We start from the raw sequence: 21,013 nt of genomic DNA on the forward strand, positions 1-21,013 counted from the left end.
GGGGCGATCAGGCGCGGGCCAGCTCCAGCAGTTTGCCGCGCCACGCCGCCTTGGCCGGTAGCGCCAGGAAGAAGCCGTTGAGCAACGACTCCCGGGGGGGATAGCAGAACGGCGCACCGGCAAGATCCAGCACTTCGCCACCCGCCCCTTCGAGTACACCCTGGGCCGCCGCGGTGTCCCATTGGGAAGTCGGCGCCAGGCGCGGATAACAGTCGGCTGCGCCTTCGGCCAGCAGGCAGAATTTCAGCGAGCTGCCGATATTGGCCAATTGCAATTCACCCAGGGCCGCGCTCAAGCCACCCAACAAGCGCTCCTGCTCCGGGCTCGAATGGCGCCGACTGGCCACCACGGTAAAGGCCTCGCCAACACCTGGCTGTTCACGCACCTGGATCGCTTGCGGCGCTTGCCCCTGATCCACACGCCAGGCGCCAAGGCCAGCACCACCGAGATAACAACGGCCATTGGTGGGCATCGACACCACGCCAAACACCACCCGCCCCTGTTCGATCAGGGCGATGTTGACGGTGAACTCTTCACTGCCGGAAATGAACTCCTTGGTACCGTCCAGCGGGTCCACCAGCCACCAGCGCTGCCAACCGGCGCGAGTGGCCTGGGGAATGTCGGCATCTTCTTCGGACAGCACCGGGATGCTCGGGTCCAACGCCGTCAGGCCAGCCACGATCAAGTGATGGGCCGCAAGGTCGGCGGCGGTCACCGGCGACTCGTCAGCCTTGTGGTTGACCGCCACGTCGGCGCGCCAGAACGGCAGGATCGCCTCGCCAGCGCGCAAGGCCAGCTCGGCCACCGGTGCCAATAAAGGATGGGGAAAATTCATCGAAGTCATGCTCATGCTGGAAAGGCTCCGCGCTGGCTCAGCAGGTCGCGGGTCAGGTACAGCGCGGCCAGGGCCCGGCCTTCGCTGAATTGAGGATTCTGCGCCAGGCTGGCCAGCTCACGCAGGTTGACCTTGTCGACCCGCATCGGCTCCGGCTCATCGCCCTCCAGGCGCTCTTCATACAAATCGGTGGCCAACACCACCTGGATCTTCTGGCTCATGTAGCCCGGGGACAGCGACAGCTCGGTCAGATGCTCCAGTTGCCGCGCGCCAAACCCGGCTTCCTCCTTGAGTTCACGCTCGGCCGCCGCCAGCACATCTTCACCCGGCTCGATCAGGCCCTTGGGCAGTGACAGCTCGTAGGCGTCGGTGCCGCCGCAATACTCCTCCACCAGCACCGCATGCTCGGCATCGAGCATGGCCACGATCATCACCGCGCCATAACCGGCCCCTTTGCCCACCAGGCGCTCATAGGTGCGCTCGACGCCATTGGAAAACCGCAACTGCACCTCTTCGACACAGAACAGACGACTGGTGGCGACGATCTCGCGGGCGAGTACAGTGGGTTTCTGGCGCATAGCGGGCTCCTTGGCGATAGCGGGTTACTATACAGACTGTTTTCTTACCGCTGGAGAAGTGTTCAATGGCCCTGCTGCCCTGGTGCGATATCGATACCGTCCTGCTGGATATGGACGGCACCCTGCTGGACCTGCACTACGACAACCACTTCTGGATGGAACACTTGCCCCAGCGTTACGCCGAATTGCACGGGGTCAGCCGGACCATGGCCGAGCTGGAACTGCAACCGCTGTTCGAACGCAACGCCGGCCAGTTGCAGTGGTATTGCCTGGATTTCTGGAGTACCGAGCTCAAACTCTCGGTGCGTGAACTGAAGCTGGAGACGGCTCACCTGATCGCCCTGCGACCGGATGCCGACACCTTTCTCGCGGCGATCAAGAAGGCCGGCAAGCGGGTGATCCTGATCACCAACGCTCATCGTGATTCCTTGTCATTGAAGTTGGAACGGATCGAGCTGGCGCCTTACTTCGAGCGCCTGATCAGTTCCCACGACTACGGGTTCCCCAAGGAGAATCCACAGTTCTGGGATGCACTGCAGGCCGATATTCAGTTCGATCCGGCCCGCAGCCTGTTTATCGACGACACCCTGCCGATTCTGCGCAGCGCGCGGGATTTCGGCGTAGCGCAGTTGCTCGCGGTGAGCCAGCCAGACAGCCGCAAAGGGCCGAAGGATACGGCGGAGTTCGCGGCGGTGGGAGATTACCGGGAATTGATCGAAGGGCTGTGAAAGCCTTCGCGGGCGATCCCGCTCCGGCACTGGGAGCGGCATCGCCGGCGAAGAGGGTCGATCATTCAGGGATGCGCAACACCTGGCCCGGGTAGATCTTGTCCGGGTGGGACAGCAGCGGCTTGTTGGCCTCGAAGATCTTGTTGTACTTGTTGGCGTCACCGTATTGCACCTTGGCGATGGCGCTCAGGGTATCGCCCTTCTTCACAGTGACGAACACCGCAGAAACCACCACGGGACCGATCACCGTAATCTGGTCCTCGACACTGCTGACACCGGCGATGTTGCCCAGGGCCAGAAGGATTTTTTCCTTCTCTTCCTGGCTCGCCACTTCACCGCTGACGATCACCTTGTCGCCTTCCACCGTGGCGTGAACATTGGGATTGCCCAGGCCGACCTTTTCGATGTGCTCCTTGAGCTGCTCGCTGGCATTGGCATTGCCCGGGGTCAGCAGGTCGATCAGTTTTTCACCGGCTTCTTTCACAAAGCTGAAAATGCTCATGTCGCACACTCCTTGGTTGATAGATCCAGACGCGAAAGACTAGACCAGCCTGGAACAATGAGGTTCCCGGGCGACCAGTGACCCAAGGCCCGGCCACCACGGTAGAATCCCGGCCTTTTGCCGCTCCGGAGCGAAGATGGACCTCAAGCAGCTGAAATTCCTCATCGCCCTCGACGAAACCCGCCACTTCGGCCAGGCTGCCGCGCGCTGTCATATCACCCAGCCAACCCTGTCCATGCGCCTGCGCAGCCTCGAGGAAGAACTCGACCTGCCCCTGGTCAACCGCGGCCAGCGCTTCGAAGGCTTTACCGCTCCTGGCGAACGGGTGCTGGCCTGGGCCCGGAGCGTCATGACCGCCTATGACGGCTTGCTGGCCGAGGCCGCCGCGTGCCGGGGCAATCTGGTGGGCACCCTGCGCCTGGGAGTGGTGCCGCTGTCGAGCTTCGACCCTCTGCCGTTGATGCAGCGCCTGCATGCCGAACACCCAAACCTGCGCTTCGAACTCTCGTCACTGAGCTCGGAGCAGATCCTCGAACAGTTGGCGAGCAATCGTCTGGACCTGGGCGTGTCCTACCTGGATCGCCTGGACAGCGAGCACTTCGACTTCCTGACCCTGGACCCGACCCACATGGGCCTGCTCTATGACCAGCGGTATTTCAGCTTCGGCGAACAGCCCCTGAGCTGGGAGGCGCTGATCGAGTTGCCCCTGGGCCTGCTCACCAGCGGCATGCACTTTCGCCAGTCCATCGACCACCACTTCCACATTCGCGGGCTGCAGCCGCAACCGGTACTGCAGACCGACGCCGTCCATCAATTACTGCGCATGGTCCACGGCGGCCTGTGCTGCGCAGTGATGCCCCTGGACAGCGGCCTGGAGATCGTCACCGAACACTTGCGCCTGCATCCCATCGCCGACGCCCAGACCCTGGCCCGCCTGGGCCTGATCATGCGCCGCAGCGCGCCGCGCTCAGCCCTGGCACAAGCCTGCTTTACCCTCTACCAGGAATCCTTCAGCCCTTCTTGATCGACGCCATCTATCAATAGATCAGTACTAGCAATTAGACGCGACACAATGCCGCGCTTAGTCTTGGGACCCGATGGCCGCTGGTCCCTCATTCAATGCCAGCCCCGGCAACTCCCGCCCTCGCGCTCGGCGCCAGCCAGACCCACAGACGCCTTGAGCGCCCGCCAGCGCAGACACCCGCCAGGCCGGGCAATGGCCGCGTCATCACCGCCTCAACCTTGTCCACCTGCCGCAGAACCGTGCGCCGCGGGTCCACAGCCCCGCGATGGAGAACCCCTGTGAGTACACACAACCAAGCCGATCAGACACCCGTTGCCCGCTACAAGCCTTACAAGGGCCCGGCCGGTGGCTGGGGTGCCCTGATCAGCGTGGCCCAGGCCTGGCTGACCAGCGACAACGCCCTGAAGAACATCCGCATGATGCTCAAGACCAACCAGAACGGCGGCTTCGACTGCCCGGGCTGCGCCTGGGGCGATTCGCCGGAAAGCGGCATGGTCAAGTTTTGCGAGAACGGCGCCAAGGCGGTGAACTGGGAAGCCACCAAGCGCCGGGTGGACGCGGCCTTCTTCGCCAAGCACAGCGTCACCTCCCTGCTGGAACAAAGTGATTACTGGCTGGAGTACCAGGGCCGGCTGACCGAGCCGATGCGCTACAACGCCGAAACCGACCGCTACCAACCCATCAGCTGGGAAAACGCCTTCAGCCTGATCGCCCAGCACCTGAACGACCTGCCCAGCCCGGACATGGCCGAGTTCTATACCTCGGGCCGGGCCAGCAACGAAGCGGCGTACCTGTATCAACTGTTCGTCCGCGCCTACGGCACCAACAACTTCCCCGACTGTTCGAACATGTGCCACGAAGCCAGCGGCGTAGCCCTGGCGCAAAGCGTCGGGGTCGGCAAAGGCACCGTGACCTTCGACGACTTCGAACATGCGGACGCGATTTTCGTCTGGGGCCAGAACCCCGGCACCAACCACCCGCGGATGCTCGAACCGCTGCGCGAAGCGGTGAAACGCGGCGCCCAAGTGGTGTGTATCAACCCGCTGAAAGAGCGTGGCCTGGAACGCTTCCAGCACCCGCAGAACCCGCTCGAAATGCTCACCAACGGCAATCGCCCGACCAACACCGCCTACTTCCGCCCGGCCCTGGGCGGCGACATGGCGCTGTTGCGCGGCATGGCCAAGTTCCTCCTGCAGTGGGAGCGTGATGCGCAGAAAGCCGGCGCAGAATCAGTGTTCGACCACGACTTCCTCAATGCCCACACCGCCCACGTCCTCGATTACCTGGGCACCCTCGACGACACCCCTTGGGAGCAGATTGTCGAGCAGTCCGGCCTGACCCTGGTGGAAATCGAGCAGGCAGCGCGCATGTACGCCAAGGGCAAGAACGTGATCATGTGCTGGGCCATGGGCATCACCCAGCACCGCCACTCGGTGCCGACCATCCAGGAAATCGCCAACCTGATGCTGCTGCGCGGCAACGTCGGCAAGCCCGGCGCCGGGCTGTGCCCAGTGCGCGGCCACAGCAACGTACAGGGCGACCGCACCATGGGCATCAACGAGCGCCCGCCGGTGGCCTTCCTCGATGCCCTGGAGCGGCGCTTCCAGTTCAAGGTCCCTCGGGACAACGGCCACAACGTGGTCGAGGCGATCCACGCCATGCTCGAAGGCCGCTCCAAGGTGTTCATCGGCCTGGGCGGCAACTTTGCCCAGGCCACCCCGGACAGCCCGCGGACCTTCCAGGCCCTGAGCAATTGCGACCTCACCGTGCAGATCAGCACCAAGCTCAACCGCAGCCACCTGGCCCACGGCAAGGACGCGCTGATCCTGCCGTGCCTGGGTCGCACCGACATCGACCTGCAGGCCGGCGGCCCGCAAGCGGTGACCGTGGAAGACTCCTTCAGCATGGTCCACGCCTCCAACGGCCAATTGCAGCCACTGTCGTCGCAGATGCGCTCCGAGCCGTGGATCGTTGCGGGCATGGCTGCCGCGACCCTGGGCAGCCAGCCGGTGGACTGGAACTGGCTGGCGGCGGATTACGGGCGTATCCGCGACCTGATCGCCGACACCATTCCCGGCTTCAAGGACTTCAATGAACGACTCAAGCACCCGGGCGGTTTCTACCTGGGCAACAGCGCCGGTTCGCGCCAGTGGAACACCCCTTCGGGTCGGGCCAATTTCCGCGCCAACCTGCTGCCCAAGGACCTGATCCACGAACGCACCCGGGCCACCGGTCAACTGCCGGACCTGATCCTGCAATCGATGCGCTCCCACGACCAGTACAACACCACCATCTACGGCCTCGATGACCGCTACCGCGGGGTCAAGGGCCAGCGCGACGTGCTGTTCGCCAACGAAGCGGACATCATCCGCCTGGGCTTCAAGCCGGGGCAGAAAGCCGACATCGTTTCCCTGTGGGATGACGGCCGCGAGCGTCGAGTCAAGGGCTTCACCTTGCTGGCCTTCGACATCCCGGCCGGCCAGGCTGCCGCCTACTACCCGGAAGTGAACCCGCTGGTGCCCCTGGAAAGCACCGGCGACGGCAGCCACACCCCGACGTCCAAGTTCATCGCCATCCGTCTGGAAGCGGCCAGCGACAACGGCCTGATCATGGCTCGCTCGGCCTGATTCCTGGCTTGAGGGCCTCTTTGCTGGCAAGCCAGCGCCTACCGTTAGCGCGTGAATCGTAGGCGCCGGCTTGCCTGCGGTTCAAAGCCGCTGCACAGCCTTGAACCGCAGGCACAAAAAAGGCCGCTTTGTTAACAAAGCGGCCATTGCGAAGTAGCTAAAGACCGGCGAAATTCACTTAAGTTCCGCAATAAAAACAGTAAGTTACGAGATTGTGTACAACTCGTGCTATTCGTCGGATTTCGTTTGTAAGCGGCGTGGTCCGGCCTCAGGATCGCGCCGTCATCCCTTTGAGGCTCCTGTATGAAGTTCTCCTCGATTCTCTTGTTGTCCCTTGGCCTGGTCAGCGGCGTTGCCTCTGCCGGTGGCACCGTTGAAGCCGGTGTGGGCGGCGCATTGGGTGGGGTTCTAGGCTCGGTGGTCGGTCAGCAGATCGGCGGCAACACCGGTTCGGCCATTGGTGCGGCCCTGGGCGGTGCCGGCGGTAGCGCGGTGGGTGCGGACAAACGCAGCCGTGGCCAGGCAGCCATCGGTGGCGCCCTGGGCGCAGCCGGCGGCAACGTGGTGGGCCGCAGCATGGGCGGCAATACCGGCAGCCTGATCGGCGCCGCGGCAGGCGGTGGCGCCGGCGGTGCCCTGGGCAACTACATGGGCAACGAAAGCGCCCGGGAAGATCGCGACTACCGTGGCCGCGATGACCGCCGCTACTACCGCGACGGCCACCGTGGCCGTGGTCATGCCTACGGGCATCGCAAGCACCGTCACTATCGCGACTGACCCCCCGCCCTGTAGCCGCTGCCGCAGGCTGCGCACGAGGCCTCAGGCCTCGCCAAGCCAGGTGCTGCGGTGGGTCAGTTGCCCCGTGGATTGAGGTTTGGCGCCTCCTGCGCAGCTGATCGCAGCCTTCGGCAGCGGCTACAAGTGCCAGTGCCGGGGGTTGAGATCGAGTATCGAAGTTCACGCCAGCAGCAGGCGCTCCAGAGCCGCTCGCAATGCGGGCGGAATCGGCACCGGCTGGTTCGACCGCCGATCCACGAATACATGGACGAAACGCCCCGCCGCACAGGCATCCGCCTCTCCCGCCTTGAACACCGCCAGTTCGTACTGCACCGAACTGTTGCCCAGCTTGCCGACCCGCAGGCCGATCTCGATACGTTCGGGAAAGGCGATGGACGCAAAGTAGTCGCAGGCCGAGCTGACCACGAATCCCACCACCTCGCCATCATGGATATCCAGCCCGCCCTGTTCGATCAGGTAGGTGTTCACCGCCGTGTCGAAGAAGCTGTAGTAGGTGACGTTATTCACATGGCCGTAGACGTCGTTGTCGTGCCAGCGGGTGATGATCGGCTGGAAGTGGCGATAGTCGCCACGTTGCGGCATAGGCTCGGACATCGGGGCTCTCTCCCTTGGATTGAAGGCCGGGCGATCGGTTGATCGCCCGGCATTTCACCGCAGACAGCCAAGCCTGGGCAAACCCTTTTGCGTCCATTGCGCCGGTGGCTTGTCAGGCGGCCAGATGAGCCTCGCACCACTCCCGCACGGCGGCGTAAGGGTAATCCTCCAGTGCCGCGAAACCGGGAATGCTGCGGGCCTTGAGCTTGGTGAACAAAGGCACGCTGATGCCGCAGAGAAAACGCGTCAGCCGCTCTGCTCCCGGCACATCGCCGGTGTGCTGCTGATGCCTGTGGATAAAATCGCCGCACAACCCGTTGAAGTTTTTATCCACAAGCGCGGGCAACACGGGTGGCTCCGGCAGTCGTGCCACCTGGCCGTGACAGACCGAGCAATGCCCACAACGCTGGGGCGCCTGATCGTCACCAAAATACTGCGCCAGGCGGTGCCCCAGGCACTGCTCGGTGGCGAACAGGTCGAGCATGGCGTGAATCCGCGCTATTTCGCTGCCCTCGTGCCGGGTGAAATAAGCATGCAGATCAGTGCTCAAGGCAGCGGCATCGAAGTCGGTTTGCAGCAGGCTGTAGACCTCGGTCATCTGCTTGCTTTCCAGCTCCACCCAACCCTTCTCCTGGAAGTAATCCAGGGCCTTGACCACCCGGGTGCGCGGCGCCTGGTACTGCTCGTAGAGCGCGTCGAAGTTCACCGTGGCCCAGGTCCGGGCCCGGCTGGAGGTGTTGATGATGGCCTGGACAAAGTCCCGGCGCTCGCCTTCGAAACGCGCCAGCAAGGCCTCGGGTTCCAGCAGCAACTTGAAGCGGTACTCGGCGAAGTAGGCATAGCGTGGGGCGATCAGGCCCCGCAGTTCCAACTGCACCAGCAGGGTCTTGAGCGGCAACTGGCGAACGTTGCTCTGGTCCGCCAGGGGCCCGAGCAGGAACTCCCACTGTCCGTCCGGCACCGACGCCTGCAACTCATCCAGCACGCAGCGGATGCCGCTCAGCTCCGGGGTGTCGCCATAGACGAAGTTCTCCAGCACGTTGAGGCTGTCGCGGTTGGCCAGCACCAGGCAGTCCGAAGGCTGGCCGTCGCGCCCGGCGCGGCCGATTTCCTGGCTGTAGTTCTCGATGGACTTGGGCAGATCAAAGTGCACCACGTTACGGATGTCGCTCTTGTCGATGCCCATGCCGAAGGCGATTGTCGCGACGATGCAGTTACTGCGCCCTTCCATGAACCGGCGCTGGATCGACTCACGCTGCTCGTGGGGCAGACCGGCGTGGTAGGCCTCGGCGGCGATGCCCTGGTGACTCAAGTGCTCGGCGATCTGCTCGGCGGTCTTTTGCAGGGTCACGTAGACAATGCTCGGCTGCCCGGCCCGCTCACCCATCCACTGCACCAGGCGCCGGCGCTTGTCCGCGCCGCGCACCGGCTCCACCAGCAGGTTGAGGTTGGGCCGGTAGAAGCCGGTGGTCACCACGTCAGCGGCATCAATGGCGAACTTGGCCTGCATGTCGGCGATCACCTTGGGCGTCGCCGTGGCCGTCAGCAGCAGGGCCTGGGGAATGTTGAACTGGCGCTGGTAGTCCGGCAGTTTCAGGTAGTCGGGACGGAAGTTGTGGCCCCATTCGGAAATGCAGTGAGCCTCATCCACCACCAGCAGGGAGATGGGCACCTGCTGCAAAAAGTTGCGGAAGCGCTCGTTCTTCAAACGCTCCACCGAGATCATCAGGATCTTCAGTTCACCGGAGCGGGCCCGAGCCATGACGTCATTGGCTGCATCACGGCTCTGGGCCGAATCGATGCTGGCGGCGGCAACGCCATGACGCTGGAGAAAGGCCAACTGATCCTGCATCAACGCCAGCAGCGGCGAGACCACCAGGGTCAGGTGCGGCAGCAGCAAGGCCGGCAATTGGTAGCACAGGGACTTGCCGGAGCCGGTGGGAAAGATCGCCGCCGCCGAGCGCCCAGCCAGCACCGCACTGACTGCGGCCTCCTGGCCCGGACGAAACTGTGGATAACCGAAGACCTGTTCGAGGGTGCTGTGCATAAGGGTCACTCCTTTGACCGCTGACCTGTCCTTGAAGACTAGCGGCACAGGTCGGCGGTTCGAGAAAAGGTCGCGGGAAAACAGATACCGGATGATACCGGGCGGGAGCACTTTCACCGGTAAGCCGGCTCCTACCCAGGAGTCGGCTTACCGACGATAGGGAGCCTGGGCCTAGCGCAAGGTTCGGCAGTCCAGCCATTGCACACCATTGTGCCGATTGGCCTCAAGCAGTGCCGGCACCGCCTGGGCGGCCTTGGCGTGGGTGTCATGGAACAGGATGATGCCGCGCCGCCAGAGCAGCATCAGGGTCTGCACCCGCTGGGCTGCGGCTGCGGCGCTGACCTTTTTGCTCCAGTCCTGGGAGTCGATGTTCCACAGCATCAGTTGCAGCCCCTGGGCCTTGAAGAAGTCGGCACTGTCAGCGCGTCGCTGCCCATAGGGCGGACGAAACAGCGGCTGGTATTCATCCGCCAGAGTGCGATTGGCCAGGTTTGCGCTGTGGATCACCGAATGCTGCCACTCGCTCCACGAGGCGTGGGACTTGTGTTCCCAACCGTGTACACCCACACACTGGCCATCGTACAACTGGCGCATCTGCCCTGCCGAAGATTGACTCAGGCGCGCCTGAAACGAGTCCCCCAGAACAAAGAACAGGCTATGCAGATCCTTGGATCGCAGCACATCGATCAGTTGATCGGTATGCCCACCCCGCAGGCTCGGCCCGTCATCGAAGGTCAGCAGGAACTCCCGGTCCGCCAGCTCGTCCCCCAGGCGTTCCGTCGGCCCCATGCGCTGGATCTCGCTGCTGACCACGGTGAACAGCGCCGCCAGGCGCAGTTGCTCATTCAGGTACAGCTGATGAAACCGGGTGCTGGCCTCGGCCCACGCCCCATAAGTGGATTTACTCTCCCCGGTAAAACTGGCCACCAGTTGCCGCAGCTCACCGAGATTGCGTACAGGGAGGCAGAACGGCGTACCTTCACAGTCCCGGCTGGCCAAGCGGTAGTTGTTCAACAGCAACTCCCAGAAGCGCTGGCGCACCTGATTCACTGACTTCAGATCCAGTTGCCTGACTCCTAGCCGCTGCTTCAAGGCCTGTTCATCCAAGGCTTCGCTGGCCAGCAGCGCTTTGCCGAACATCAGAATCTCGCCCCGTGAGGCGGTGTCGAATTCCGCGGTGCTGGTCAGGGCATTCGGCCAGCCACTGCGGTCGATGGTGGCGAACACCTGCGGCCCGGCCGCCCGGGCCACGCCGCTGGACAGACACAGCGCCAGCAGCCAGGGGAGAACACCAATTCGCATACCAACCTCCATAAATGCACAACGCGCCACTGTCGGCGCGTTGTGGAGATAACTTCTGCCTGTGTGATCAGCGGTTTTGCAGCCGCTCTATGGCCTTGTCGTACACCGGGTTGGCCTTCTGCTCCCGGGCCTTTTGGTAGTGCTCAAGCGCCGTGGCCAACTGCCCGGCGTCCTCGTAGATGCGCGCCATGTCGTAGTAGGCACTGGCGCGAATGGTCGATGCGGCCGGGCCACTGGCCAGGGCGATGGCCTTGCGGTCCGCGACTATGGCGTCGTCGGGGCGGCTGTTCTTGCGATTGGCCAGGGCCAGGTTGCTGTAGGCCTGGGCAAAGCCCGGCTCCAGCTCGATGGCTTCGCTGTAGAAGATCCGCGCCCCGCCGAAATCGCCCTTGCGGTAAGACTCCTCGCCCTTGAGGTTGAGGCTCTTGGCATCCACCGGCCCGAAGTCCGCACCCACCACTTCATCGATGGACTTGGCATTTTCCAGCAGCGGGTCGAGCACGCTCATGACCGATTCCGGCTCCTCGCTGCCTAGCAGCAGCCGATCGATATCCTGCAGGCGGCCATCGGCGGTCAGGCGAAACACCACCCACAGATTGCCCTTGCGGTTCTGCGGCACGCGGTAGCTGCGGATCAGCGCAGCGCCTTTATAGACAAAGACCCGAGCCTGACTGCGGCCCAGGCGCAACGCTTCGTAGGTGGTGCTGTTGGTGAAGTCGTGCACGGCAAAAACGTAGGCGTCGCCCGGCACACGCTGGTCGATGGTGATGGTCTCCGGCCGGCTGCTGTCGCTGCTGTCCGATTCCAGACGAGCTCCGGGTCCCTTGCCGGTGGCGAAGTACAACAGTTTGTGGGGATAACTCAGGTGGGCATCGAGGTCCTCCCCCGGCGCGCTCCAGCTCAGCACTATCCGCAGGCTTTCCGGGTTGTCCAGCACCGGGCTCAGGGCGTAGTTGAGCCCCTGGCAAGGACACTTGACCCGCAGGTCGGCGTAACCGGCCTTACGGATCAACAGCTCACTGGCCGGCGAATCGGCCACCTGGGCCGCCAGGGTGACCCGGCCCTGGGCATCGGTGCTACCTGCTACCTGAGTCGCGCCCTGTTGCAGCTGCACCTGGACATCGGCCAGTGGCGCGCCCTTGGCCACCGCGTCCAGCACTTGAATCGACAGGGCCTGAGCCTGTACCGAACCCGCCAGCATCCCTAGCCACAACAGCGCCGCGAGGCGAAAAAAAGCCATAACAAAATCCCTGTAGATAAGGATGACCGGGCCTCTGCCCCGGCCCACCAGCCAGCGGCGAACCATACACAGTTTTGCCCGCCAATGCTCGGTCCAACCAGGGAAATACCGGGCAAAAAAACAGTGCCGATCTCTCGAAATGGCCCGCTGGCGCAACCACTTGGTGACTTGCAACTCAGCCGGAGAATCACCGTACACTGCACCTTCTCAAACGCCGCAAGTGAACTCCGATCATGCAACTGGCCCCCGGCTTTCCCGACGACGCCACCATGCGCCAACTGCTGCAGTTGCTGCATGAAGAAATCGGCCTGCCCGAACGCAAGACCCTGCGCCTGAGCACCGCCATCAACCTCGACCTGGGCTGCGACGGCGCCGACGCCCGGCATTTGCTGCAGGCCCTGGAAGAGCAGTTCGTGATCGATTTTGTCGACTTCGACAGCTATCGCTACTTCCAGCCAGAAGGCTTCGACCCATTCCAGAAACGCCGGGCCAAGGGCCGGGGCGACAAGGTGCCGCTGACCATCGGCATGCTGTACCAGGCGATCAGGCAACAACGCTGGGACACCCAGGTGCTGGAAGCGCTCTAACTGCGCAACCATGGCTTCATGCTCGAACCCGGGCGCGGCTGGCGCCTGTCCCCGGCCTACGACGTGAACCCCTGCGCCCAGGCCAGCGGGCTGAAACTCAACATCAGCGAAGCCGACAATGCGCTGGACCTTGATCTGGCACGGGAAGTAGCGGCATATTTCCGCCTCGGTCGTGCCGAGGCAGAAGGCATCATCGAACACTGCCAGAGCGTGGTTCGCCAATGGCCCACCCTGGCCCAGGCCCTGGGGCTGTCCCGGCGTGAACAAGAACGCATGGCGCCGGCGTTTCGACTCGCACAGCAGTAAACAGCACGGCCGTTGGACTCCTCCAACCCGTCAATCGACAAGGACAGTCAGTGGACGTATTGATGGGCTTGCTCGCCGCCCTGCTCTGGGGCGGCACCGATTTTCTCGTGGGGCTCAACGTCCGCGCCGTGGGCGTGAAACGGGCAGTGTTCTTCAGCCAGAGCCTGGGGTTCACCCTGATGAGCCTGCTGCTGGTGATCTTTCCCGCCATCCTCTACAAGGCCCTGGCCGCGCCCGCGCAAGTCTGGCTGATGGGCGTGCTCGCCGCGGCCTTTACCGTCTCCGGCGCCCTGGCCCTGGGCAAGGCCTTCGCCCTGGGCAAAGCCTCCATCGTCGCCCCATTGGTGACCTCCTACGGCGTGGTCACCACCCTGCTGTCCTGGGCCAGTGGCGAACAGATCAGCCTGCTGCAACTCATGTGCATCCTGTTGTGCGTGATCGGCGTCATCCTCTCCAGCCTGCACTCGGACAGCAAACTGCCCCACAGCACCGCCGCCGGCCGCTCGATCTTCTTCGCCCTGCTCTCGGCCGTTCTGTATGGCACCAGCTTCTGGCTGCAGGGCCGCTACACCCTGCCGCAACTGGGGCCGATCAGCATGCTCTGGCTGGGTTACGCGGTGGGCAGCGCAGTAATGCTGCTGATGGTGCTCAAAGTCGCGGACGGGCTGAAGATCCCGCCGCTGAAGAACTGCGGCCTGCTGGCCTCCACCAGCCTGATGAACCTGGGCGCGTTCTTCGCCTTTTCCTGGGGCGCCATGAGCGGCTCGGTGTCGGTGGTGACGGTGATCAGCACCCTGTCCGGCGGCATCGCCGCGGTGCTGGGCTATGTGTTCTTCAAGGAGCGGCTGACGGCGGTGCAAGTGACCGGCGTGGTGCTGGTGCTGCTGGGGGCGTTGGTGTTGCACCTGAAGACGTGAGGCGAACGGCTATTCGCAGCCCATAAAAGACATGCCCTACAGAGTGCGTCGAATTGGGCTGATGGAGCCCCCTGAGCGATCGAACCTATAGTTCGGACATCGCTGAAAATTTCAGCGAGCGGGTTTGGTCACCCGACAACAGCACACATAACTGTCATGATGCGCACCGCCATCTCTATGGCTGTGTAGCGCAATGCTATGGCGGCTGTGTGTGGGACGCCCTAGGGCGTGCCGGTTGCTGTTCCGGTTGACCAACCCGCGCACAGTCCGCCACCTATCGTTTGGTCACGATGCTGGCGGTTACTTAACAGCAAAGTGGGTAATCGACATGTCCAATAAAACTTCTGTCACTCCGTCAGCGCGACCGTACATATTCACTTCAGCTGTCTCAGGAGGTGAGCAATGGATCGCTATCTAGCCCTCAAGAGCAATTTTACGGATACACCGGTACTTTTTATCGATAGCCATGCCTGTAGGGTGGACATCCAAACCTGTGCGCAACAGCGCCTAAAAGCAACCGCCGACCTGCTTGAAACACTGACGTGCCTCAGCTTTTATCAGGCTGATCCCAAAGACATCACTCACATCGTTAACGCCCTGTATCTTCTGGCACAAGATGCATGCGATTTACTGGAAACAGCACAGCTAGAAATGTGTTGAGAGCCTAATAGCCCCGCGCTACGGTGCGGGGCCCTACCCAGTCATAAAAGCCAAATATTGGTGCTATCTAACACGCCCTCTCTCACAAGAATTACCTATCTCTTCCTACTAAATCCTTCCTTCTACCAAAGTCTGGTCCGCGCTTTGTCGCCAGACGCTGGCAAAACGACATCCCCTGGGTTTAATCTCTACCTCGGCATGCAGTATTAGTAAGCCATACTGAAGGCAAAATCAGTCAAGGAAGAGAAAACTGTGATAACACACCAAGTCGAAGCTTTTTATCCGAGATTGGTTCATATAAAAATAATTAATGAACAATCTATTTGTCGAGAAAAAAACCCAGATATAGACATCAAGAAAATCAAATTAAAAAGAAGACCTAAAAATGTCTAGACCCTTTAAATCCAACGGAGTCATTGAAGAGTTTTTTTCAGAAAACAACCTACGATGCTACATCGTAGGTTATGACTTAGAGGACCACGGCGGACAGTCTTATCGGTGGAAACCTCTGGTGAAAACAATAATATCAGCCATTCATGAGTTTGCATTTGGCTTACATGAAAGCGCTATAACCGATAATACAGAAACTGTCGAAAAAGTGGTGGAAGCCGCAAAATCAATATACAAAATAGAAAATTTCGAGAATGTAAAAAATATATATCTAAACGGAAAACATATAGCTGACGACATTGAAGACAAATATCTTAGACGAGGAGAGTTCGGAGAACTTATACTACACCTTCTTCTTAGGGACTATCATCAAACAATCCCGCTGTTGTCAAAAATATATTTCAAAGACTCTTACGGATTTACTGTGCACGGTTTCGACTCTGTACATATAAACCCCAACACAAAAACACTATGGCTTGGGGAGTCAAAGCTTTATATAGACCCAGTACTAGGTGTAAAAGCGCTAATAGAAGACCTTAAAGAACACATCACATCCGACTACTTGAATTCAGAATTCAATATAATCACAAAAAAGACAAAACACTTTGACTTCCACCCAGATGTTAATTACTGGACAGAAAAACTATCAACAAGTGAAAAACTTAAAACAAGATTAAATAGCATCGTAATCCCTATGCTTTGCACATATAGCTCGAAGTCATTTGCAAATCATAACGATGATGAACTAGAGATTTTCAAAAAAGATTTAACAGCTGAGATAAATACGCTCCAACAAGTTTTTTTAGAAAAAAATGATCACCCACTAAGAGAAAAAATCAACATTCTCCTGATGTTTTTTCCAGTCAAATGCAAAAATGAACTGGTCAAAAGGCTTCACACAAAACTGTCGCTATTACAAGCAGTCGGAGATTAAGACATGGACGTCGCAGACTTAGTTAGTCATATCGAAAAAAAAGAAACATTTAACTTTGACGAAACCTTCCACATATACAAAGAATGCTCAATCCTATTATCAAGAAATAACGACAACAACGAGCTAATACTAGCAACTATTGAGCACAGAGAAAAATTCTCTAACAAACTAGATGACATATTAACGGATTTAATAGAAGCCTATGGGTTATACCCATATCTAAAACGCGAAAATCTTAGTCCAACCTCTACGCATTCAGAAATTAGAGAGGCCTATCATAAATCTGATACAGGAACCAACCTAAGTTTTCATGAGGCCCAGAAACTAATATTTGAAAAAATAAAAAAGTCGAAAAAAAACTTAATAGTCAGCGCTCCGACAAGTTTTGGAAAAAGCCTTCTTATTGAAGAGATTGTTGCTTCAAATAATTACAAAAATATAATCATAATCCAACCAACACTAGCACTGCTTGACGAGACCAGAAAAAAACTATCCAAATACAGAGAAGTGTACAAGACGATTGTACGAACCACACAGGAACCGTCAGCCACTTTAGGAAACATTTTTCTTCTTACAGCAGAACGCGTTAACGAATATCAATATTTCAATCAAGTAGATTTCTTGATAATCGATGAGTTTTATAAGCTCAGTGCACAGAGAGATGACGAACGTTCAGACTCACTGAACAATGCCTTTCATCACATATTGAAAGAATTCAATTGCAGATTCTATTTACTCGGCCCAAATATAGATGGAATCTCTCAGGGCTTTGAAGAAAAGTACAATGCTGAATTCATTAAAACTGATTTTAAACTCGTAAGAAATATAGAAATAGATATATATAAAGACCACATAGGCAAGTTTGGAAGCAGGGGTGCTAAGAAACTATATAAAGAAGAGACCCTATACGAATTACTAGACAAGCTTTCAAAAAATCAAAATATAATCTACTGCTCATCCCCCCGTAAAGCTCGCCAACTATCATATGGCTTCTACAAACACCTGCTACTCAAAAAAACAACACAAAAAGAAGAGCTAAGTATAATCCCTTGGATACAGCAAAATGTCTCAGAGAAATGGTCACTTATAGAGTTCTTAAGGTATGGCATTGCCTTTCATGATGGCGCACTTCAAAAACATATAACGTCCTCTATCATCGACTACTTTGAAGAGGGCGCTATAAACTTTTTATTCTGCACAGCAACAATCATAGAGGGAGTAAATACAAGTGCGAGGAATGTGATTTACTTCGACGATAAAAAAGGTGACAACCCCATCGATTATTTTGATTATTCAAACATCAAAGGTCGGGCAGGCCGGATGATGAAACATTACAGTGGCTACATCTATAATTTCAGCCCGCCGCCAAGCAAGCAAGAAACTTTTGTAGACATCCCGTTCTACGAGCAAAGTCCAATTTCAAATGAAGTACTAATCCAGCTAGATGACAATGAAGTCATAGATAAAAATAGCGAACAGTACATAAATCTTAAAAAAATAGACCCTTCCGAACTAAATATATTCAAAGAAAATCAAATACATATAAAAGGACAGCAATTCGTTTTAAATAGACTCAGAGAGGAACTAGCTAGTAATTATGAGCTTATAAACTGGACAACATACCCTAGCAAAGCCCAGCTAGAATATACATTAGGTATGGCTTATGATTTTCTTGCTCAAGAACATGAAAAAAGCCGAACAATGTCCAAGAAGAGACTCATAACTCTTACATCTATTTATAGCTTCCATGAGTCCATATTTCCAATAATAGAAAATATATACAACTTTGAGTTAACAAGAGCCAAAGAGGATGCGTCAAAACAAGAAATCTGGGATGCTGCAATTAGAGATGGCTTTCAAATATTAAGGCACTGGCTAAAATACAAAGTACCGAAATGGCTGATCGTTATGAATAGCCTTCAAACATATATTTGTTCAGAACGAGGCTGGAAGCCCGGCAACTATCTTCACTTTGCAAGTCAAATAGAAAACGATTTTCTAAGAGGTAACCTTTCTATTCTTGATGAGTATGGAATCCCAAAATCCGCAATTGAAAAACTCAGTAAATACATTCCAGAAAATGCAAACGAAGAAAGTGTCATAAATATAATTAAAAAATCAGCATGCTATAAAAATAGTGAGTTCCTTACATACGAAAAAGAAAAAATAATTGGTGTAGTTGGCACGTCTTAACTTTCTTTCTGTCCTTTAACTCATACAAAAAAGCCGCCCCGAGGGGCGGCTTTTTCATGGCAGGCCGAAGCTTACAGCTTTGGACCTGCAGCCTTGATCGCGTCGCTCACGTCGAACTTCTTGAAGTTCTCGATGAACAGGCCGGCCAGGGCCTTGGCGGCTTCGTCGTAGGCGGCTTTGTCAGCCCAGGTGTTGCGTGGGTTGAGCAGGCCGGTTTCGACGCCCGGTACGGCTTTCGGCACGTCCAGGTTGACGATGTCCAGGTGCTCGGTCTCGGCACCGATCAGCGCGCCGCTCTGGATCGCTGCAATCACGCCACGGGTGGTGGGGATGTTGAAGCGTTTGCCGACGCCGTAGCCACCGCCGGTCCAGCCGGTGTTGACCAGGTAGACCTTGGAGCCGAAGCCGCGGATGCGCTTGATCAGCAGCTCGGCGTATTCGCCCGCCGGACGCGGGAAGAACGGGGCGCCGAAGCAGGTGGAGAAGGTCGACTTGATGCCCGAGCCCGAACCCATTTCAGTCGAACCCACCAGCGCGGTGTAGCCGGACAGGAAGTGGTAGGCGGCTTGTTCTTCGCTGAGGATCGACACCGGTGGCAGTACGCCGGTCAGGTCGCAGGTCAGGAAGATCACGGCGTTAGGCTCGCCACCGAGGTTCTTCGGTGCACGTTTTTCGATCAGCTCGCGCGGGTAGGCGGCGCGGCTGTTCTGGGTCAGGCTGTCGTCGGCGTAGTCGGCTTTCTTGGTGACCGGGTCGATCACCACGTTTTCCAGTACGGCGCCGTGCTGGATGGCTTTCCAGATCACCGGCTCGTTCTTTTCCGACAGGTCGATGCACTTGGCATAGCAACCGCCTTCGATGTTGAACACCACGCCCACGCCCCAGCCGTGTTCGTCGTCACCGATCAGGTAACGGCTTTCGTCGGCCGACAGGGTGGTCTTGCCGGTGCCCGACAGACCGAAGAACAGGGTCACGTCGCCGTCTTCGCCCATGTTGGCGGCGCAGTGCATCGGCAGCACGTCGGCAGCCGGCAGCAGGAAGTTCTGCACGGAGAACAGGGCTTTCTTCATCTCACCGGCGTAGCGCATGCCGGCGATCAGCACTTTCTTGGCCGCGAAGTTGAGGATCACGGTGCCGTCGGAGTTGGTGCCGTCGCGCTCAGGCTCGCAAACGAAGTTTGGCGCGTTGAGGATCTGCCATTCGTCTTTGCCACCGGCGTTGTACTGCTCGGGGTTGATGAACAGGCAACGGCCGAACAGGTTGTGCCAGGCAGTCTCGGTGGTCATTTTCACTGGCAGGTAGTGCGCCGGATCGGAACCTACATGCACGTGGGAAACAAAACGCTCGCGCTCGCCCAGGTAGGCTTCAACGCGGTCCCAAAGGGCGTCGAACTTGGCCGCCGGGAACTTGCGGTTGATCGGGCCCCAGGCTATAGCGTCCTGGGTGGTGGGCTCTTCAACGATGAAACGGTCCACTGGCGAACGGCCGGTACGATGACCGGTGCGAACCACCAGAGCGCCGGTATCGGCCAGTTCGCCCTCACCGCGGTTCAGGGCTTCTTTGACCAGATCATCCACACTCAGATCGGTGTACACGGCGTTATTGGCTTGCGTCATGAGGTTCCCCGTCGGCCATTGGCCGAGTGCTCCAAACGTTTTGTAGTAGAAACTCGCGCACTACTACCGCGAAAAAAGTGCGCCGGATTATGCCAGAAAAGCCCAAAAATAGTAGGGTCCTCCCGTCAGTACGGCGTAATTCCGGCGTTTGCCAGGTGATTTACCTGCGCTGAACCGTTTTAGTGACGAGTATCTGACGGCGTGTCGACGCCCGCACCAGCAAACAATTGCGTGATATCGGCGGCATCGAACAGATAACGCTCGTTGCAGAACTGGCAATCGATCTCGATGCTGCCGCCATGTTCCACCACCAGCTCCTGAGCATCTTCGAGCCCCAGGCTGACCAGCGCATTGCCCGAACGCTCGCGGGAGCAGCTGCAGCGGAAGCGCAGCGGTTGCACGTCGAACAAGCGCACGGCTTCTTCGTGGTACAGGCGGTGCAGCACGGTTTCGTTGTCCAGGCTCAGCAGTTCATCGGCGGTCAGGGTGCTGGCCAGGGCGGTGAGGTGCTGCCAGTTGGCTTCGCGCTCTTCCGGATCGCGCAGGCGGTCGGCAGGCAGTTGTTGCAGGAGCAGGCCGCGGGCATTGCGGCCGTCGGCGTAGAGCCAGAAACGGGTGCCGGTCTGTTGCGACATGACGAAGTAGTTGGTGAAGCATTCGGCCAGGGTGGCGCCGTCCAGGTCGACGATGCCCTGGTAACGCTGGCCCTGGGTCGGGTCCACGGTCAGGGCGAGGACGCCGTTGGGCATCATGTCGGCAAGGGTCGCGTCAGGGGCGATCTGCGACGCGTCGTAGCGGGCCAGGCCGCGGATCTCGCGGTTGCTGGAGCACTCGATCATCAGCAACGGCACCGGGCCTTCGGAGCGGGCCTGGAGAATCAGCAAGCCATCGAACTTCAAGGTGCCAACCAGCAACGATGCCGCCGCCATCAGCTCGCCGAGCAGTTGTGCCACCGGCTCGGGATAGGCGTGTTTGGCAAGGACTTCAGCGTAACTGCGCTCCAGCGCCACCAGCTCGCCGCGGGCGTCGCTCTCATCAAAGATGAAGCGTTGAGTGAAGTCGGTATCCGGCAAATCAGTCATAGGTCTGGGTATCTGAATGATGACAAAAAGGTTACAAGCACCGAAAATTGCGG

18 protein-coding genes and 2 pseudogenes are annotated in these 21,013 nt (G+C 58.4%); 11 read left to right on the top strand and 9 right to left on the bottom strand.

Features of this window, described 5'->3' with window-relative positions; all coding sequences use genetic code 11:
- Positions 1–7: 7 nt before the first annotated feature.
- Complete coding sequence (gene cysQ, locus J5M73_RS10705; protein WP_102863054.1) at positions 8–835, bottom strand: 3'(2'),5'-bisphosphate nucleotidase CysQ; 828 nt, start codon at positions 833–835, stop codon at positions 8–10.
- Positions 836–846: 11 nt separating this feature from the next.
- Positions 847–1,413, bottom strand: coding sequence for an ADP compounds hydrolase NudE (gene nudE, locus J5M73_RS10710; RefSeq protein WP_102862674.1), 567 nt, complete (start codon positions 1,411–1,413; stop codon positions 847–849).
- A gap of 65 nt (positions 1,414–1,478) precedes the next feature.
- Here nudE and yrfG point away from each other — a divergent pair, with 65 nt between their 5' ends.
- Positions 1,479–2,141 carry a GMP/IMP nucleotidase gene (gene yrfG, locus J5M73_RS10715; RefSeq protein ID WP_102862673.1) on the top strand — a complete coding sequence of 221 codons (663 nt, stop codon included), beginning with the start codon at positions 1,479–1,481 and terminating at the stop codon, positions 2,139–2,141.
- A gap of 61 nt (positions 2,142–2,202) precedes the next feature.
- On the opposite strand, the gene lysM is transcribed toward yrfG, so the two are convergent.
- Complete coding sequence (gene lysM / locus J5M73_RS10720) at positions 2,203–2,643, bottom strand: peptidoglycan-binding protein LysM (protein ID WP_207815565.1); 441 nt, start codon at positions 2,641–2,643, stop codon at positions 2,203–2,205.
- A 136-nt stretch (positions 2,644–2,779) separates the two neighbouring features.
- Between lysM and J5M73_RS10725 the strand changes: the two genes are divergently transcribed.
- The 4 genes and pseudogenes from J5M73_RS10725 to J5M73_RS10735 all read left to right on the top strand — a co-directional run bounded on the left by J5M73_RS10725 (position 2,780) and on the right by J5M73_RS10735 (position 7,071).
- Positions 2,780–3,667, top strand: coding sequence for a LysR family transcriptional regulator (locus tag J5M73_RS10725; RefSeq protein WP_102862671.1), 888 nt, complete (start codon positions 2,780–2,782; stop codon positions 3,665–3,667).
- A gap of 166 nt (positions 3,668–3,833) precedes the next feature.
- A pseudogene (locus tag J5M73_RS32160) lies at positions 3,834–3,941 on the top strand (sulfurtransferase FdhD); the annotation flags it as partial.
- Positions 3,942–3,945: 4 nt separating this feature from the next.
- A complete protein-coding gene (locus tag J5M73_RS10730) occupies positions 3,946–6,294 on the top strand; it encodes an FdhF/YdeP family oxidoreductase (protein ID WP_207815569.1) in 2,349 nt (782 codons plus the stop codon).
- A 303-nt stretch (positions 6,295–6,597) separates the two neighbouring features.
- Positions 6,598–7,071 (top strand): YMGG-like glycine zipper-containing protein, encoded by a 474-nt coding sequence (locus J5M73_RS10735; RefSeq protein WP_102862669.1) that lies wholly within the window; start codon positions 6,598–6,600, stop codon positions 7,069–7,071.
- 180 nt (positions 7,072–7,251) lie between these two features.
- Here J5M73_RS10735 and J5M73_RS10740 read toward each other — a convergent pair whose 3' ends face one another.
- The 4 genes from J5M73_RS10740 to J5M73_RS10755 all read right to left on the bottom strand — a co-directional run bounded on the left by J5M73_RS10740 (position 7,252) and on the right by J5M73_RS10755 (position 12,275).
- Entirely contained in the window at positions 7,252–7,686 is a 435-nt protein-coding gene (locus J5M73_RS10740) for a thioesterase family protein (RefSeq protein ID WP_102862668.1), read from the bottom strand.
- Between the two features lie 112 nt (positions 7,687–7,798).
- Entirely contained in the window at positions 7,799–9,733 is a 1,935-nt protein-coding gene (locus J5M73_RS10745; RefSeq protein WP_207815578.1) for an ATP-dependent DNA helicase RecQ, read from the bottom strand.
- Positions 9,734–9,904: 171 nt separating this feature from the next.
- Complete coding sequence (locus J5M73_RS10750; RefSeq protein ID WP_115581380.1) at positions 9,905–11,035, bottom strand: polysaccharide deacetylase family protein; 1,131 nt, start codon at positions 11,033–11,035, stop codon at positions 9,905–9,907.
- Between the two features lie 67 nt (positions 11,036–11,102).
- Entirely contained in the window at positions 11,103–12,275 is a 1,173-nt protein-coding gene (locus J5M73_RS10755; protein ID WP_207815580.1) for a tetratricopeptide repeat protein, read from the bottom strand.
- Between the two features lie 233 nt (positions 12,276–12,508).
- On the opposite strand from J5M73_RS10755, the gene J5M73_RS10760 reads away from it, so the two are divergent.
- The 6 genes and pseudogenes from J5M73_RS10760 (at position 12,509) to J5M73_RS10785 (ending at position 18,262) form a co-directional block, all read left to right on the top strand.
- On the top strand, positions 12,509–12,862 hold the full coding sequence (locus J5M73_RS10760) for a DUF1493 family protein (protein WP_110651152.1): 354 nt from the start codon (positions 12,509–12,511) through the stop codon (positions 12,860–12,862).
- Positions 12,863–13,168: pseudogene (locus J5M73_RS10765) on the top strand (HipA domain-containing protein); the annotation flags it as partial. It abuts the gene before it with no gap.
- 62 nt (positions 13,169–13,230) lie between these two features.
- Positions 13,231–14,085, top strand: coding sequence for a DMT family transporter (locus J5M73_RS10770; RefSeq protein ID WP_207815708.1), 855 nt, complete (start codon positions 13,231–13,233; stop codon positions 14,083–14,085).
- Between the two features lie 402 nt (positions 14,086–14,487).
- Positions 14,488–14,745, top strand: coding sequence for a hypothetical protein (locus J5M73_RS10775; RefSeq protein ID WP_102862661.1), 258 nt, complete (start codon positions 14,488–14,490; stop codon positions 14,743–14,745).
- Between the two features lie 385 nt (positions 14,746–15,130).
- Complete coding sequence (locus J5M73_RS10780) at positions 15,131–16,069, top strand: DUF1837 domain-containing protein (protein ID WP_207815582.1); 939 nt, start codon at positions 15,131–15,133, stop codon at positions 16,067–16,069.
- 3 nt (positions 16,070–16,072) lie between these two features.
- A complete protein-coding gene (locus tag J5M73_RS10785; protein ID WP_102862659.1) occupies positions 16,073–18,262 on the top strand; it encodes a DEAD/DEAH box helicase in 2,190 nt (729 codons plus the stop codon).
- A gap of 71 nt (positions 18,263–18,333) precedes the next feature.
- Here J5M73_RS10785 and J5M73_RS10790 read toward each other — a convergent pair whose 3' ends face one another.
- Both J5M73_RS10790 and hslO read right to left on the bottom strand, forming a co-directional pair.
- Complete coding sequence (locus tag J5M73_RS10790; protein ID WP_060837041.1) at positions 18,334–19,878, bottom strand: phosphoenolpyruvate carboxykinase; 1,545 nt, start codon at positions 19,876–19,878, stop codon at positions 18,334–18,336.
- A 179-nt stretch (positions 19,879–20,057) separates the two neighbouring features.
- Entirely contained in the window at positions 20,058–20,960 is a 903-nt protein-coding gene (gene hslO / locus J5M73_RS10795; RefSeq protein ID WP_016966988.1) for an Hsp33 family molecular chaperone HslO, read from the bottom strand.
- Positions 20,961–21,013 lie beyond the last annotated feature (53 nt).

The sequence above is a fragment of the Pseudomonas sp. 50_B genome, from assembly GCF_017491625.1.
In the GTDB taxonomy this organism is placed as follows: domain Bacteria; phylum Pseudomonadota; class Gammaproteobacteria; order Pseudomonadales; family Pseudomonadaceae; genus Aquipseudomonas; species Aquipseudomonas danubii.

Bases quoted from the DNA above. Each gene is read 5' to 3' on its own strand.
- J5M73_RS10785 (WP_102862659.1), top strand. From the start codon at position 16,073: ATGGACGTCGCAGACTTAGTTAGTCATATCGAAAAAAAAGAAACATTT.
- J5M73_RS10745 (WP_207815578.1), bottom strand. From the start codon at position 9,733: ATGCACAGCACCCTCGAACAGGTCTTCGGTTATCCACAGTTTCGTCCG.
- J5M73_RS10790 (WP_060837041.1), bottom strand. From the start codon at position 19,878: ATGACGCAAGCCAATAACGCCGTGTACACCGATCTGAGTGTGGATGAT.
- yrfG (WP_102862673.1), top strand. From the start codon at position 1,479: ATGGCCCTGCTGCCCTGGTGCGATATCGATACCGTCCTGCTGGATATG.
- J5M73_RS10755 (WP_207815580.1), bottom strand. From the start codon at position 12,275: ATGGCTTTTTTTCGCCTCGCGGCGCTGTTGTGGCTAGGGATGCTGGCG.
- J5M73_RS10760 (WP_110651152.1), top strand. From the start codon at position 12,509: ATGCAACTGGCCCCCGGCTTTCCCGACGACGCCACCATGCGCCAACTG.
- J5M73_RS10725 (WP_102862671.1), top strand. From the start codon at position 2,780: ATGGACCTCAAGCAGCTGAAATTCCTCATCGCCCTCGACGAAACCCGC.
- J5M73_RS10775 (WP_102862661.1), top strand. From the start codon at position 14,488: ATGGATCGCTATCTAGCCCTCAAGAGCAATTTTACGGATACACCGGTA.
- J5M73_RS10740 (WP_102862668.1), bottom strand. From the start codon at position 7,686: ATGTCCGAGCCTATGCCGCAACGTGGCGACTATCGCCACTTCCAGCCG.
- J5M73_RS10750 (WP_115581380.1), bottom strand. From the start codon at position 11,035: ATGCGAATTGGTGTTCTCCCCTGGCTGCTGGCGCTGTGTCTGTCCAGC.
- lysM (WP_207815565.1), bottom strand. From the start codon at position 2,643: ATGAGCATTTTCAGCTTTGTGAAAGAAGCCGGTGAAAAACTGATCGAC.
- J5M73_RS10770 (WP_207815708.1), top strand. From the start codon at position 13,231: ATGGGCTTGCTCGCCGCCCTGCTCTGGGGCGGCACCGATTTTCTCGTG.
- J5M73_RS10780 (WP_207815582.1), top strand. From the start codon at position 15,131: ATGTCTAGACCCTTTAAATCCAACGGAGTCATTGAAGAGTTTTTTTCA.
- J5M73_RS10735 (WP_102862669.1), top strand. From the start codon at position 6,598: ATGAAGTTCTCCTCGATTCTCTTGTTGTCCCTTGGCCTGGTCAGCGGC.
- hslO (WP_016966988.1), bottom strand. From the start codon at position 20,960: ATGACTGATTTGCCGGATACCGACTTCACTCAACGCTTCATCTTTGAT.
- nudE (WP_102862674.1), bottom strand. From the start codon at position 1,413: ATGCGCCAGAAACCCACTGTACTCGCCCGCGAGATCGTCGCCACCAGT.
- cysQ (WP_102863054.1), bottom strand. From the start codon at position 835: ATGAATTTTCCCCATCCTTTATTGGCACCGGTGGCCGAGCTGGCCTTG.